Origin of the sequence: Pseudomonas sp. DTU12.1, from assembly GCF_009873475.1 — a bacterium.
Taxonomy (GTDB): Bacteria; Pseudomonadota; Gammaproteobacteria; order Pseudomonadales; family Pseudomonadaceae; genus Aquipseudomonas; species Aquipseudomonas proteolytica.
Window position 1 is genome coordinate 3,686,402 of the sequence record NZ_CP045254.1, and the last position, 13,296, is coordinate 3,699,697.

General features: G+C 56.0%; 15 protein-coding genes. 3 read left to right on the plus strand and 12 right to left on the minus strand.

The annotated features are described in order from the left end of the window. Window positions 1-2 precede the first annotated feature (2 nt). From GDV60_RS15985 to GDV60_RS16010, 6 genes are all read right to left on the minus strand, one after another. Entirely contained in the window at window positions 3-1,094 is a 1,092-nt protein-coding gene (locus GDV60_RS15985) for a minor capsid protein (protein WP_070996133.1), read from the minus strand. Beyond that, entirely contained in the window at window positions 1,069-2,487 is a 1,419-nt protein-coding gene (locus GDV60_RS15990; RefSeq protein WP_070996031.1) for a DUF4055 domain-containing protein, read from the minus strand. The genes GDV60_RS15985 and GDV60_RS15990 overlap by 26 nt, the downstream gene beginning before the upstream one ends. Then, a complete protein-coding gene (locus GDV60_RS15995) occupies window positions 2,484-3,806 on the minus strand; it encodes a terminase (protein WP_070996030.1) in 1,323 nt (440 codons plus the stop codon). Before GDV60_RS15995 ends, GDV60_RS15990 begins: the two co-directional genes overlap by 4 nt. Next, a complete protein-coding gene (locus GDV60_RS16000; protein ID WP_057959957.1) occupies window positions 3,781-4,257 on the minus strand; it encodes a DUF2280 domain-containing protein in 477 nt (158 codons plus the stop codon). The genes GDV60_RS15995 and GDV60_RS16000 overlap by 26 nt, the downstream gene beginning before the upstream one ends. 31 nt (window positions 4,258-4,288) lie before the next feature. After that, window positions 4,289-4,903: a putative metallopeptidase gene (locus GDV60_RS16005; RefSeq protein ID WP_154907500.1), complete on the minus strand. Its 615-nt coding sequence runs from the start codon at window positions 4,901-4,903 to the stop codon at window positions 4,289-4,291. A gap of 74 nt (window positions 4,904-4,977) precedes the next feature. After that, on the minus strand, window positions 4,978-5,415 hold the full coding sequence (locus GDV60_RS16010) for a GNAT family N-acetyltransferase (protein WP_154907498.1): 438 nt from the start codon (window positions 5,413-5,415) through the stop codon (window positions 4,978-4,980). Window positions 5,416-5,746: 331 nt separating this feature from the next. Here GDV60_RS16010 and GDV60_RS16015 point away from each other — a divergent pair, with 331 nt between their 5' ends. Both GDV60_RS16015 and GDV60_RS16020 read left to right on the plus strand, forming a co-directional pair. Next, window positions 5,747-6,079 (plus strand): hypothetical protein, encoded by a 333-nt coding sequence (locus GDV60_RS16015; RefSeq protein ID WP_143007571.1) that lies wholly within the window; start codon window positions 5,747-5,749, stop codon window positions 6,077-6,079. A gap of 104 nt (window positions 6,080-6,183) precedes the next feature. Then, the gene (locus GDV60_RS16020) at window positions 6,184-6,630 is read left to right on the plus strand and encodes a lipoprotein (protein ID WP_029294999.1); all 447 of its coding nucleotides are present in this window, start codon (window positions 6,184-6,186) and stop codon (window positions 6,628-6,630) included. A gap of 52 nt (window positions 6,631-6,682) precedes the next feature. Here GDV60_RS16020 and GDV60_RS16025 read toward each other — a convergent pair whose 3' ends face one another. Continuing rightward, entirely contained in the window at window positions 6,683-7,018 is a 336-nt protein-coding gene (locus GDV60_RS16025; RefSeq protein ID WP_029294997.1) for a phage holin, lambda family, read from the minus strand. A gap of 796 nt (window positions 7,019-7,814) precedes the next feature. On the opposite strand from GDV60_RS16025, the gene GDV60_RS16030 reads away from it, so the two are divergent. Continuing rightward, the gene (locus GDV60_RS16030; RefSeq protein ID WP_070996027.1) at window positions 7,815-9,584 is read left to right on the plus strand and encodes a GGDEF and EAL domain-containing protein; all 1,770 of its coding nucleotides are present in this window, start codon (window positions 7,815-7,817) and stop codon (window positions 9,582-9,584) included. 68 nt (window positions 9,585-9,652) lie between these two features. Here GDV60_RS16030 and GDV60_RS16035 read toward each other — a convergent pair whose 3' ends face one another. From GDV60_RS16035 to GDV60_RS16055, 5 genes are read right to left on the minus strand one after another with little or no spacing between them, the layout of a single operon-like run. Continuing rightward, window positions 9,653-10,198, minus strand: a complete 546-nt coding sequence (locus GDV60_RS16035) for a hypothetical protein (protein ID WP_070996026.1) — start codon at window positions 10,196-10,198, stop codon at window positions 9,653-9,655. Then, a complete protein-coding gene (locus GDV60_RS16040) occupies window positions 10,195-10,827 on the minus strand; it encodes a recombination protein NinG (protein ID WP_070996025.1) in 633 nt (210 codons plus the stop codon). The genes GDV60_RS16035 and GDV60_RS16040 overlap by 4 nt, the downstream gene beginning before the upstream one ends. Beyond that, a complete protein-coding gene (locus GDV60_RS16045; protein WP_070996024.1) occupies window positions 10,824-11,339 on the minus strand; it encodes a hypothetical protein in 516 nt (171 codons plus the stop codon). Before GDV60_RS16045 ends, GDV60_RS16040 begins: the two co-directional genes overlap by 4 nt. Next, on the minus strand, window positions 11,336-12,133 hold the full coding sequence (locus GDV60_RS16050) for a hypothetical protein (protein ID WP_070996023.1): 798 nt from the start codon (window positions 12,131-12,133) through the stop codon (window positions 11,336-11,338). The genes GDV60_RS16045 and GDV60_RS16050 overlap by 4 nt, the downstream gene beginning before the upstream one ends. Continuing rightward, window positions 12,120-13,100 carry a phage replication protein gene (locus GDV60_RS16055; protein ID WP_070996022.1) on the minus strand — a complete coding sequence of 327 codons (981 nt, stop codon included), beginning with the start codon at window positions 13,098-13,100 and terminating at the stop codon, window positions 12,120-12,122. Before GDV60_RS16055 ends, GDV60_RS16050 begins: the two co-directional genes overlap by 14 nt. Window positions 13,101-13,296 lie beyond the last annotated feature (196 nt).

Sequence of the window (13,296 nt, forward strand, 5' to 3'; positions counted from 1 at the left end):
AATCAGATTAGCAGACCAGCCCTTTCAAATGATAACGGTTCTAGAGCGCGCATCTGCACCAGAGTCAACGGGGCGAAGTTGCGATCAAGCTGCATCTCGGCGAAACGCTCCACGGTCAGCCCACCCTCCCGGAAAAGCTTGGCCCGGACTGGGCCGATAGCAACGTCCTGGAACGAAGCTGGCTGCTGCTGGAGCCAGTGGTAGTAATCCAGGCTTGCACTGACCTGCTGGCCGCCATTGGCACCCACTGAAGCTCGGGTAGCGCCCTTGGCGAACATCTCGCTAAGTTTGGTCAGCAGGATGAAGGTGGTGCGGCAGTTCGGGTGAAACGGCGGCCGTGGGCCTGAATCGACTGGAAACCGGCGTTTGTCCATCGAGCGACATAGCTGGCTGGTCTTGCTGTCGAGCGTAGCGACCATCTCGACTTCGGACACGATGTCCTTATTGGCCTTGGCCACCTCCATCCTTGCCTGGGATGACACATGCTGAATGGCGGTGTGCACGACGCTGCTGGCGTTACGGTTGGTGGTCGCCAGGATGCCGTCTTTGTACCCCGCCGCCTTGGTACCGCGAATGTTGCGGATGATCTGGAAATTCGTCTGTCCTTCGAAGAAGCCCTGGCGGATGGTGCCGGTGACGCGCTCATGTTCGGCGCTGGTCCAGCCCTTGATGAAAGCCCTCAGCAGCTTCCCGCCACCGGTACCGCGCACGCTGAGCGGGTTCGTCAGCACTGCGGTGCGGATTGCAGCGGCTGTCGGGGCGACCACATCCAGCGACACGCCAACCGGTGCCGATCGGGCCAAGCTCGTCGCTTCGAACTCAGCCTCGTAGTTGGCGATGTCCACCAGGTCAAGGTTCAATTGCGCGCTGTAGCGGTCGAAAATTCCCAGTAACAGGCTGTCGACCTCTTTCAGCAACGCTTCCAGGCGCTTCACGTTGTATTCGGTCAGGTCCGACTGGGTCAGCCGATCACGGATAGACCGGTCAATCTCCTTGAGGAAGGGAGCGAACTTGCCCACCTCCCCCGCCTTGAGCTTTTCGAGGAACACTGCGTGCCGGATGGTCGCATCAAGTATCGCCTGGTTCACCGCCATCTACTTTGCCCTCGTCGTCCAGTCCCAGGCCGTCGCCCTGCTCTTCCAGCTCGCCATCGATCTGTTGGTCGGTGCGCTCTGGCGCAATCAGCCCAAGCTTGCGCAGATATGCTCGAAGATCCGCTTTCGCAAAGCCTCCGTTCTGCCACAAGCCCACCAAGGCCGTGATCATCTGCGGATCAGCCGTCAGTTCGACGAACTCTTGATTGACCTGGTAGGCGACCTTCTTGTCGGTGATGCCCATGTAGGCGCAGCACCACATGATTGCCTGGGTGTAGGCCTCGCTCACGTTCGCCACGCACCCGGCCAGCACCGATGTTGAGGCTGACTGATCGCCGCGGGACTCCGTAGCGGTCTTGGTAGCAAGTGACGCAACCACCATCCGGGCGCCCAGCTCGATCATCATCTGGTTCTTGTCGGCCATGGCCTCTTTGACCAGGGTGTTCGGTAGCGGCTGCGCATAGGCGAAGGCACCGCCGGCAGGAAGCAGCATTGGCGCCCGGGAACCAACGTAAATGCCGTTTTTCTCCATGTGGTCACGCCATTGCTCATCGAGCCCAGAGATATAGGGCTGAGCCTGCCCACACCAGAAAACGCTATCTTCGTAGTCAGCACTGTTCCGGTAATGGCCTAGGTTGATCATCGCGATGTCGTAGAGCGGCGACTCGTCGATGCTTGGATCGTTGTTCTGTGCGCCGACGAAGGTGAACGGGATCTCCTTGAGACGCCCCGTGACTCCTTCCGGCCTAAATTCCTCGGTGACCGCCAGTGGCCCGCCACCTTTTGGCCCAGACCGGCGCCAAACGCGACAAACGAAACCGTCATCTTCCAGTGCCAGCTCCCGGTACTGCTCAACTGTCTTGAACCCGAAGCCCTCCGGAATCTCGGGAGACTCGTGCAGCACCACCAGGGTCAGCACACTGTGCCCGTTCACCATGCCCGTGCGCCAGTTGATGATGTCCTCGGCGCAGTAGGAAAGGATCACCGAGTGCCCGCCGACACCATTGTCCTGGTGATAGTCGACGTACAGGCCGTGGCGACCAGCCTCAAGCACCTTTTCAAGCGTGCCCTGCGAGTGCTGGTAGATGCTCACGCCCGAACCGTTGGCGTTGTCCTGCAGGTATTCCAGCTTCTTCGACACCGTCAACGTTGGGTCTTTGTGGAACGCCAGGCCGAGCAGCCCGTTACGGGTGTGCCCAGTGGCGTTCTTGAATACCGCACGTTCGCGATAGGCCTTGTTCCGGTCTACGTTCTCAGGCGACTTGTCGTGTGAGTTGATGTACGGCAGTCGGTCGACAACCCGGTGCTGGCCGGCACAAACGTCGCGAACGGTCGCCCAGCGATCCAGCACAGCTATGTATTCCGCCCGCTTGAAGGAGACGTCGTTGCTCATCGGGCGTATCCCATTTTGATGGAGGTGACGATTGCTTTGATCGGGTAACGCTTGGCGATGAAGTAGCCCGCCGCGTCGTTCATGTGGTCATGGCCCTTCTTCGGGTCTTTGTCAGGCTCGCCCTTGTCGGTGTAGGTCTGTCGCTCAAGGCACAAGGTGAGCTGAGGGCACTGGTCGATGTTGACTTTCAGTCGTCGCTCGCCGTAGCCGTTCAGGAACATGGCGTTTACCGAGTTCACGCGGTCTTTCACACCAGGGTTTGTGGAGTCGACGATCACCGTGAATTTTGCTTTCTTCAGCAGTGACAAGTCTGACTCGCTCGCGTTTTTGCTGCTGGTGTTCTGCCCACTGGCGTCGGGATAGACCGCCACCGAGTGACCCGGGAACCGTGACTGGATCTTCTCGATCATCTCAGGCGTGTCACGAACACCATGAAACTCATCCAGGGCCATCGGCAGATCGTTACGCACGACATAGACAACGGCCGCCATCTTCATGACGTTGAAGTCCATGCCGATGTGCAACGCCTCGCCCGGCTTGATTCGCTCGCTGGTTCGGCACTCATCTCGATTGAACGTGTAGTAGACGACGCCCGCGTAGTTCTCAAAGCCGGCTTCGTACTCTTGCCGGAAGGTGCGTGGGTCCATCTTCCGGCGTGCCGCCTCAAGCTCTTCAGGAGGAACGTTGCCGCCTTGTAACGAGGTGTACTGCCAGCTCTTGTGGTCCGGCTCGCCGCCTGGTTTACCGTCCAGATAAGTGTCGTAGCAGTGGTTGAAGCCCTTCGGAGTGCCAATGCGCAGCGCATGGCCTCCCTTTCGCATACCAACGTCTGGAATCTGGTACTGACAAGTCGATAGCATCGGCCGCAGCACTTCTTCCCACGCCGCCCACGGACAGTCTGCCCATTCATCCACCAGGACGAAGAACAGGCCAGAGCCCCGCAGGTTATCGTAGTTGTCGAGCCCCACCACGCGCATGACGTGGCCGGACTTAAGGGTGATCGAGCATTCGGTCTCGTTCGGGCGGTGTGCACGCCATGCTTCGGGGATCGCTTGCTTCAGGCGCCTCCAGAACACGCGCTTGGCCTGTTTGAACGTCGGCGCGCCATACCAGATCTCGTCCTCAACACTCACGCCCCACTCAGCAGCCAGGCGGGCAGCACGGCGCATTTCGGCCTTGCCCAGGAACGTCTTGCCGAACCGGCGGCCACACACCGCATCGCGGAAGCGGGCCTCAGGCTGGAAGCCCCAGCAGTAAATGTTCGCCTGCTTGGGCGTCAGCTTCACCGGCGGGTCAAAGGTACGGGGTAGCGGGGACATTCTCATCAGGCTCCAAGGTGTACTCAGCAACGGCGTGCTGCTGGTCCGCTTGGGAGCCCAGTGGTTTCTCAGGTTCGAGGCGACGATTCACGTAGACGTCGCCCACCTCCTTGGCGGCCTGCTCGTACAACTGAGCGGTCAGCGCCAGGTTGCGCATGCTCTCGGCCTTTTCAGCCATTCGCCCCAGGCCACGAAGCCGGTAGGCGCGGTTGGCGATGGGTATCTCTGCGGTCTCTTCGCGGAATCGCTTGCGAGTATCGTGAAACAGGGTCACCCACTTCACCGCCAGCCCCTTCCCTGCAGACTTGGTTGGGTCGTGCGTCTCCACCTGCTGGCGGCTCACCACAAGCCCGTATTCGTTCTTGACGGCTTCCACCACCTGGGAGGGGGTGTCAAAGCACGCCAGCGCCTGAACGATGAAGCTCTTCACCTCATTTTTCAGGGCTGCCATAAATTCTCATCCGTCTAGAGCCTGTCAAAAATCAGGCCGATCTCAGCAGACAGGTTCCGCAGGCCCTCGCAATGTTCAATTTCCCCACCTCAGCAGGACTGTTTGCAGCATCTACCAACGCTTGAACGTCAGGGCTTGCACCGTAGCGGCGGACCACACCGACGAACTCTTCCACGTCGTGGCCCTGCAGCTTGATCTTCGGTGCGCCATCTTGGGTGAATGCTGGTTGACCGTACTTGTCGGTCGCGTGAGCCAAGTGATACAGCTCGTGTTCGATCAGGGCGCAGAACTCAAGGTCGCTGCACTGGGCGCAGTAGTCAGCAGCCAGAGTGATGATGAAGGCCGGCACATCGCCGAACCAATCACGCATCTGTTGCTCCATCCGGGCTTTCTGCCAGCCGCCAGCGCGGAATGCTACCTGCTCGGCCTGGCCCAGGACTGTGCGGCCCTGCTTCTCGAAGCTCGACGACGCCCACATGATCCGGATGTCTGCATCCAGTAGATGGGCGTGGTCTTCGTTGTGAATGCTGCCGGTGTCGGCAAGGATCTCGGCTTGGAGCCACTCCCACACTTCGGGAGCTGGAGTGAGGCGGACGCCGAAGTCGGACAGTTCAAGCAAAGACGTCGGAGGGTACGGCCTGCACATGAGTCCTCCCCGAGATATGAACATGAATGGCAAGCCACTATCAGTGAAGATGAATCAGAGGAATACAGGGGCTTCTACTCGTCAAGAACCTTCATGAAAATTAACTCCGGATCACCAGGATCAAGATTCTCCACTACGCCGCTAGATTGGTATCCAAGCTGCGCGAGCAATTGCCGCATGGGTGTATTGGAGGTGTTGGTTGAAGTGAAGATCTTTTTGGCAGAGGAACAACGCTCTAAGTGAGCAATGATCTTCCTACCTATTCCGCATCTTCTGTGTGCATCCGAGACGATTACGAGCGGAACAAACCACTCACCGAAAAAACTTCTATCCAAGCATCCGTAACCGACCGGGACAGCGGGATCGTCTTCGTCACAAGCAACCCAGCAGTGGCCCTTGCTTATTGCACTTGCTATTTGCGCCCGACGGCCATCGTCTTTCTCCGCTACAGAATCCACGCACACCAACGATCTAAAGTCGCTGGGGACAGCCTCTCTGATTTGCCAGCTCATGATCGCAATCCTACGGTCAAATTCTGCAGAGTGTACTTCATCATAGTTGCCACAGATGCCATTACACCTGGCTGTGGATTTGATGGAAAGCGAACCAGCCCGGTAGGCGCGTTCGATTGCCTCCCATTCGGGTTGCTTGGCTACCACGAACTCACTGCAATACTTGAAATCGTGGCTGGCTGCCGGTATTGATGATGCAAATTCAAAAGTAAGGAAGCTCAGTTCAATGCCCCGTATTAAGTCAACTTCTCTTATCGCGTTGGCGCTTGCCGCCGCAACTCTCTCAGGATGCGTTACCCCTCCTACCTGGGTTAACAGGGGCCCAGTAGATATGAATGTCTGGAACGGCCTGATGAACTGCTACACCGATGCCAATATCATCGACGGAGAAAGGATGGAGGGTACGCTCTGCGCCACGCAGGAATCTGGTTTCTTCGGAGGCGGCGAACCTGAAGTCTATTTCGGACCATGGAATCGGAAATTCATGAAAGAGTACGCTAGCGCAGCCACTGCTGGGATAGCTCAGGACTGGAACGGTAAAAAAGTGTTTTTGCAATGCGAGCCTACGCTCGCGACTGATAACAAAACAGTTACGAAGCGTTTTTGCAAAGTCACGGTCAACGATCAGTTGCTAGTGAGTGCAACCGTAAAATACGTGAAGTAAAACACGGCGGTGTCCCTACATAAGCCACGGCAACCCTGTTCGCAAGCTCAAGAACCGTGGATTGGACTTGCTCACGACACCTCAGCCAAAGGATGCTGCCCTTTATGAAATCAATGATTCAAGCTGCCGTTCTGATATTTGCGGCTAGCCTTATCACAGCCTGCCAGAGCGGGCCGTACACACCGCCGGCAGTGAAGACAGAAATTCCCACTAATAAAATGAGCGTTGGCAACTTCATCTCACCGAAAGCGTGTACGAGTGGCACCAATACGCTGAATGGCAAATTGGTCGGGGCCAGCCTTTGTATCCGATCGCAGAAATATGAAGTCTTCGGTGGTCCCGATATCACACTGAGTTTCAATCGTGAGCTCGTTGCGGTGCTTACCCCTGAAGAAGCAGTCAAAGGGTTCACAGCTACAAAATACGGCATCACTGTTTCATTCAAATGTGAAGATGCCCCGAAAAAGAACACCGATGATGGGCGCTCGTATCATTGCTCCTACGATGCAAGCAACCTTCCCATGATCAGAGCTGATATCACTTTCCCATAGAAGAACATGCTATCCGCGCCACGATTTGGTGCATTCGAAAACGTGGCGCGGATTACTGCCCTGCACCGCTCCTGGGAAACTTGAATTCGGCGACCCGATCAGCAAAGTCGGCCAGCTTCTTCACGCCCAGGAACCCGATAAACACTCCGGCAGCCGTCGCAAGGTTCTGCGGCAGTCCGAAGTACTCAAGGACCGGAATCAGGCCAATGGTGATCAAGGTGCAGATCGCCGCCTCGAGCAGAGCCTGGCGCCGGGTACCGCCGCCATAGATGATTCTGATACCAGCCATCAAGGCAGATAGGCCTGCGGCATAAAGCGTCGGCGAATGCTGACTCAGCCATGCAAGCACGATGAGCCAGGTGTCTGGTTTGTCTGGCATGTTGGACATCTCGGTTCCTCCCCGTCAGGGAGTTGGGAATAAAAAAGCCCGCTCAGTGGCGGGCACCCGTACGGGCGATAAGTCTTTTGCAGTTACCGCACATGAATTCTTTCAACATTTGCAAATTCCTTTTGCATTGTCTTTTCTGCGAGCAATAAAAAGCCCCGCACTTGGCGAGGCTTAGAAAAATACGTAGCGATTATGTCGATCGAGCGAACGAGTTCCACTCTTCAATGGCGTCATCGGCCGCCGACTTATGCTTACGAATTGCGTCCTGCTGCTCCTCTACGAAGTCAGTTATGCACGTTTCGTATTCCTCAACATCAGCCTGAAATTGGTCACGCTCGTACTGGTCTTGAAACTCGTACGGCACGTCCGGCTGGTTGCAGTCATGCGAGGGCTCGGTTAGGTCGGCGAACGCCAATGGCGAGAGCAACATTCCGAGAAGTAAGAGAGTTCGCATCGTCCTGTGCCTCTCATGAAAAAGCCCGACTTCATGCCGGGCTTTACTGTGCAACCTCAACGCGCAAGATCGACAGGATGGGTAAATACTCTCTCACTTTCTCATTCGGTGCAACCACGCTTTGCAAAAAGATATGTTTTTTCGTCAACCTAACGAATTAGGCCTTCAAAACCCTGAGGTGGAATTTGGGCTACGTAGCGCAAAATACCGGGTGCATCACTTCGCACAGCACCAGTGGGCTCGAAACACTTAATGCTATAGCTTCCATAGATAAATGCAGTCGTAGCAGGCTAGGGCATCTGATACCTTTCGAGTATTTAGACGTTCCACGCGAGGGAGACCATGGACGCTAACGACTCAATCCCAGATTACGAAACGATGCGCCTGAAGCGCGTGACAGAATTTTGCTCGCGCGACGATCAACAAGATGAAGTATTCGAAAAAATGATCGCGATGACTTCGGAGTACTTCAATGCACCGATCGCGCTGATTTCAATCGTGGATGAGCATGAGCAATGGTTCAAGGCGCGGATTGGTATTGAAGATAATTCAACTCCGCGAGATGTTTCTTTCTGCGCTCATTCGCTGCATGACAAAGAACCATTGGAAATCTTAGACGCACGCAAGGATGAGCGCTTCAAAGATAACCCTATGGTGACCGGACCACCATATATCAACTATTACGCTAGCGCCCCGCTCCTTACAAAGGATGGTTTTTCATTAGGTAGCCTTTGTATAATCGATACTAAACCTAGAGATCCAATGAGTGAGCGAGATGCAGTAATGCTCGTTTACTTCTCGCAACTCGTGATAATGCGAATCATGGGGCTACGTTCCCGCAACTACATTGATCAACCTACAGGTCTATTCAATCGACTTCGGTTGGAGGAAGACATCCGACAAGTGAGTTCTAGCGGCAAACGACACAAACTTTACGCAGTAGATGTAATTTCTCCAAAGTTTCTAAACGATGTCGTGAAGGCCCTAGGATATAGCTTCTCGCAAGATTTAATGCTTAACGTAAAGGCTCGACTTCAATCAGTGCTGCCCAAAAATTGCACCTTATATAAAATTAGCCCCACACGATTTGGTTTCCTCCTGAGTGCAGACGAGCCCATCGAAGCTATTTGTTTGAAAATCCTATCAGATTTTAACGACCCAGTTGACTGTCAAGGAATTCCAATACTAATGCAGACAGGCATCGGAGTGTTGCCTATCATCGACTCAGAAGAGAAAGACTGGCTTCGTTTAGTAGTTGGCGCTGCCGATGACGCTAGAGTCCGCAATATCGGCTGGACAATGTATCAGCCCAAACTAGATGCTGCGCAGAAACGGGTATTCGCAGTGCTAAGCTCACTGTTAGATGCCGTCCGATCGACAGACCAACTAAATTTAGTGTTTCACCCAAAAATAAAACTACCAAGCTTTGAATGTGAAAGCGTCGAGGCATTAATACGCTGGAACCACCCCACTCTTGGCCCCATAAGTCCGGCCGAGTTCATACCCCTGGCCGAAAAAACAGCATTGATGCATAGTTTAACTATATGGGTACTTGAAGCCGTTACAGCTCAAGCTAACCAATGGAAGAACCAAGGAATAAAACTGCGCATCGCTATGAATGTGACTGTTAGCGATCTTGAAAACTCAAAATTTGTCGACGCAATTGTTGCCCTCATAGAAAAAGGCGAACTCGATCCAAAAGCTTTAGAGCTCGAATTTACCGAGAGCATGCTTATGACTGACCCCAATACAGTTATAGCCCAGCTAGAGCGAGCTCAAGGATTGGGAATTGAGGTTTCAGTAGATGACTTCGGTACCGGATATAGTAACTGGTCGTACCTGAGACAACTCCCAGTTAACACGGTTAAAATCGACCAATCACTGATCAGCAACCTCCACGCAAATGAAAAAGACAAACGCCTAGTTAGAACTTTAATTGAACTTGCCAAAGGATTGGGATATCGGGTGGTAGCAGAGGGCGTTGAAACGGAAAAGACCCTTTCTCTGATTAGCCGATGGGGCTGCACAGAAGCCCAGGGTTACTTGATCACTAAACCACTGAGCGCAGCGCTACTGACTCAGTGGTTGGAAAAGGGAGGGTTTCACCCTTAATTTTGGCACGGCAAGAGAACCGAATATTGGCAACGGCGAGACACGGGCTTGCGATTTCTAAACCTGCTCTACGCAGCAACGGTGTCAATTAAACCTTCTGCGTCGAGCAGCTCCTGGACGGCAGTCAACGCCTCGTTGACCTGGTCGTCCAGTGCCCTACGAATACATGAGCGCCACCGGTACCGTGTCGACTCCGGCTTACCGTCGTTGCCCCAATTGGTGATGTCATACCAGGCTGCAGGTAGGACGGCCGCGGAACGCTTACCCTCGGCCCCGACAACCTGAGGAATGGCCCAAGTCAACACAGCACATTCACGAAAACGTTTCGGCGCGGGCGTCTTCACCGAATTCAACAGTTCCAGTATGGCGCCGTGCTTGCGCTCTTCGTGGGTAGAGTACTTTGCCACCAGGGCGCGCCAATGCGCAGGGGTCAAAGCTTTGTGCAGCCGCCCAAACACCCAGCAATCCTGAAGAAACGCAGCCTCCTTGCCAACGATCTCCCCCTTCTGCTTCGCACACTGCACCTTGGGCTCAAAGTCGCAGCCGCCGGCGGAAGTGATGGTCTCGGCCGCGAGAGCTCGAACTACTGCTGAAACAACGTTGCGATAGGTCATGCGGCCTTCTCCTTTAGCTTTCTGGTCTTCGCTCGATATTCGGCCTTGATGGCCTTGATCTCATCCACGGTGTACTTGCAGGCCGGGTGCAGCCCCTCCAGCCAGGCGACCTTCTCGGCGCCGATGCGCTGCACCAGGCGGATGCGGTACTCCACAGCGTTGCCGGATAGGTTGCGATTGCACTTCACACACTGGCGGTGGATGTTCAGCGGCTCGAAGCGCAGCTCTGGGCAGGCACCCACGGATCGGTAATGCCCAGCGTCCCACCGGCTGCCGGTCATGAGGTCGTTGTCGTTCGGAGTGGAGTCACAGCTAATGCAGGGCAGGTGCGCGTCACGCAGGCGCACGTACTCATTCACCGCAGCCTGAGCTTCGCGCAGGTGGTCCGCCCTGCTCTTCAGCTTCTCCTTGCGCACCTTGATGTCCCGGCGACCAACATCAGCTAGGGCCTTCTTGGCGCTCGCCTGCCCCTTCTCCGACCTGCCGTAAGCGATAGCGCACTCGATCTCGCCGCACACCGCCTGCGAGCCGCGGGCAGGCGTGAACATCACTCGGCACTCTGGGCAGCGTTTGCGGCGTGGCCCACCGGACGTGAGCGGGGTTTTGCGTTGTAATGGGGTGCGCTTCATGCGGCCTCCTTGAATGCTTCGAACTCTGCCATTTCGGTCAGGCGCTCTTCCGTGAGCGTCGGCCAGTCATGCAGCACCAGGTACGCGCAGCACTGGCGCCAAAAATCTTGGAATGTCTCCTCCCCCATCGAATCGTAGGAAAGGCTGCGGGGTGTCTTACGGGTGAGTTGGCCCAGGCCAGGGATGTCGAACTGCTCCTCGTCGCAGTACACGCCCGACTCCAGTTGCAGGGCCTTAATTGCGTCGTGGGACTGCTTGCCAGAGAACCGATCGATGTTCTGGCTCAGTACCCGACCCAGGCCGTGGACCAAACCGTTGAACCTTGGATTGCGTGGCTGCTTGAGTTCGGCGCGGATCTTGGTATTGATCCGGAAATCACGCTCACGAAGGATCGATCGGTCAGCGTCGGAGGACGGCACGAACGCGGCCACCTCCCTGCCGGTGGCAGGATCAATCAGGCGGCGCAGCACCAGATACACGGGCATTGGGCGAGGCTTAGCTGGCTTGGTCATTGCGCCGCCCTCTTCTCTTCCAGTTCCTGGACCTGTTTGATCAGCAGCGCCCGGCGATCCGCCAACTCGTTGGCCGCTGCAATCCGTATCTCATCCTTTCGCTCTGCGCTGGCCTTGCGCATTTCAAGCATCGAGCTCTTAACGATCTCAAGCTTTGCGCGAATAGCGGGTTCCGGCCGGGTGACGGTACCGGTGAGCAAGCCAGCGATCGCGCGACCGTCTTCGGTGACCGGCTCGACGCTCAGGTCTGCCAGGTACTTTTGGCCGTGCTCGCGGGGAATACGCTTCAGCTCCATGGCCTTGGTTACGGCCTGGATTCGACGGTTGGCGTCGAAACCCACGGACACATGCCAGTTGACCGGCTTCGCATCCTCACGGGCCTGACTCACGAACCGCTGGTAGGCGTCGATGAACGCCATGCGAGCACCGATCTTGTCGCCACCATCCAAGATGGGTTTCGCGGCAGCCAGGGCCAGTTGGATCTCATCGGTCAGCACCACAGTTTCGAATTCATCGTTGGTGGTCATGGCGATTGCCCAGGCCTCGTCCTTGCCCGGGCGCCCGTCAGAGGACTGGACGCGTTGCAGGATGTCAGCCATAGCCAGCTTGCCCTTAACCTCGAAACGGCAGGCCTTCAAGGCGGCTTTGACGACGGGTACCGGGTACGCGCAGAGGTCTTCGGCCATCATCGCGGCAGTGCCTGGGTTCATTTCCTGGCCCATGGCCTCGGCTGTGGCGCAGATGGCGGCGGCCAGCCCGGCAACCTGCTGGTCATTCATTTCAGAGGTATTCATTGCGGTCACCTGCTTGGCGTTTGGCCAGAACCATCTGAGCGGCCTGCTCCGCTGCGGACAGGTTGGCCTCGGTTCGTTCCATCTGGCGGGCGGTAGTGCCGTTGACGCGCTGCCCGGTCACCCACTGGGTGTGGTAGCTCTCGGCGTTGGCCAGCAGCTCGTTGAGGCTGTGGCACTTGCGCAAAACGGCGGCATCGTTGGTTTTCAGGTAATGCGCGGCGACGTGGTGAGCGACATCGGCGCCGAGTCGGTCGACCAATTGGCCGAGCTGACCACCAACCTTGGCGTTCCAAACAGGCCATGCGCCGAGGTAGCGTTTGCGGTAGGCCATTGCGTAGTTCGCCCAGACCTTGAACGTTTTGCAGGTCTGGTCTTTGGGGCCCGGCATGTCGGCAGGGATCTCAACCCGTGGGGCGTCGATACGATCAACCACGAGAACCAAGCCGCGGGATTGAGCCGGCTTGCCGGTGGCGTCCTGCAAGGACTGACTGGTGTCCTGATCTGTATCCTGATGATTGGTATCCTGATTTGTCGGAGATTTTTCCGACCCTTGCCCGGATTTTTTTCCGACCTTGCTCGGAGATTTATCCGAGGTAGATCGGATATTTTTCCGACCCTTGTTATTTGGCGGGGTCGGATATTTTTCCGACCCGTCGAGCTTCTGGTTCCACTCGATGGCCTTCTCTGTCAGCCTGAAAAGCGTGATGTTCGAAGTACTGGAAAGCTCAATCAAACCGGCTTCTTCCAGGGCCTTCAGCATGCGGTAAGCGGTGTCGGGCTTATCAGTGAGTAGCGGCAGCTCCTCAGTGATCTTGGCCTTGCTCAGCGCGAAGAAGATCCCGTCATCGGTCTTGATTGGCTTGGTCCAGCTCGGACAGCCGTAGACGAAAGCGAACAGTAGGGCCTGCTGAGCATTCAGCCCCCACTCCAGCGCCTTCACCTGGTTAATCGTGACGGTGTATTGCATGTCAGGCCGCCAAGGGGTCTGAATGTGAGCTAATACGCGCCACGTTTTCAGATTGCGGAAAACGTGGCGCGAGATCTGTAGCGCTATTGATATTTGGTTGGATTTGCATATAATCGGCCTCACAAAGTGTTATCGAATTAGCCGACCTCGACCGTCGGCTTTTTTGTGCGTGTAATTCAGCGCCGAAGCACCAACC

Coding starts and splice junctions, on each gene's coding strand:
- GDV60_RS16035 (WP_070996026.1), bottom strand. CDS start 10,198: ATGACCTATCGCAACGTTGTTTCAGCAGTAGTTCGAGCTCTCGCGGCC.
- GDV60_RS16050 (WP_070996023.1), bottom strand. CDS start 12,133: ATGAATACCTCTGAAATGAATGACCAGCAGGTTGCCGGGCTGGCCGCC.
- GDV60_RS16005 (WP_154907500.1), bottom strand. CDS start 4,903: ATGTGCAGGCCGTACCCTCCGACGTCTTTGCTTGAACTGTCCGACTTC.
- GDV60_RS15995 (WP_070996030.1), bottom strand. CDS start 3,806: ATGTCCCCGCTACCCCGTACCTTTGACCCGCCGGTGAAGCTGACGCCC.
- GDV60_RS15990 (WP_070996031.1), bottom strand. CDS start 2,487: ATGAGCAACGACGTCTCCTTCAAGCGGGCGGAATACATAGCTGTGCTG.
- GDV60_RS16015 (WP_143007571.1), top strand. CDS start 5,747: ATGAATGTCTGGAACGGCCTGATGAACTGCTACACCGATGCCAATATC.
- GDV60_RS15985 (WP_070996133.1), bottom strand. CDS start 1,094: ATGGCGGTGAACCAGGCGATACTTGATGCGACCATCCGGCACGCAGTG.
- GDV60_RS16055 (WP_070996022.1), bottom strand. CDS start 13,100: ATGCAATACACCGTCACGATTAACCAGGTGAAGGCGCTGGAGTGGGGG.
- GDV60_RS16000 (WP_057959957.1), bottom strand. CDS start 4,257: ATGGCAGCCCTGAAAAATGAGGTGAAGAGCTTCATCGTTCAGGCGCTG.
- GDV60_RS16040 (WP_070996025.1), bottom strand. CDS start 10,827: ATGAAGCGCACCCCATTACAACGCAAAACCCCGCTCACGTCCGGTGGG.
- GDV60_RS16010 (WP_154907498.1), bottom strand. CDS start 5,415: ATGAGCTGGCAAATCAGAGAGGCTGTCCCCAGCGACTTTAGATCGTTG.
- GDV60_RS16045 (WP_070996024.1), bottom strand. CDS start 11,339: ATGACCAAGCCAGCTAAGCCTCGCCCAATGCCCGTGTATCTGGTGCTG.
- GDV60_RS16030 (WP_070996027.1), top strand. CDS start 7,815: ATGGACGCTAACGACTCAATCCCAGATTACGAAACGATGCGCCTGAAG.
- GDV60_RS16025 (WP_029294997.1), bottom strand. CDS start 7,018: ATGTCCAACATGCCAGACAAACCAGACACCTGGCTCATCGTGCTTGCA.
- GDV60_RS16020 (WP_029294999.1), top strand. CDS start 6,184: ATGAAATCAATGATTCAAGCTGCCGTTCTGATATTTGCGGCTAGCCTT.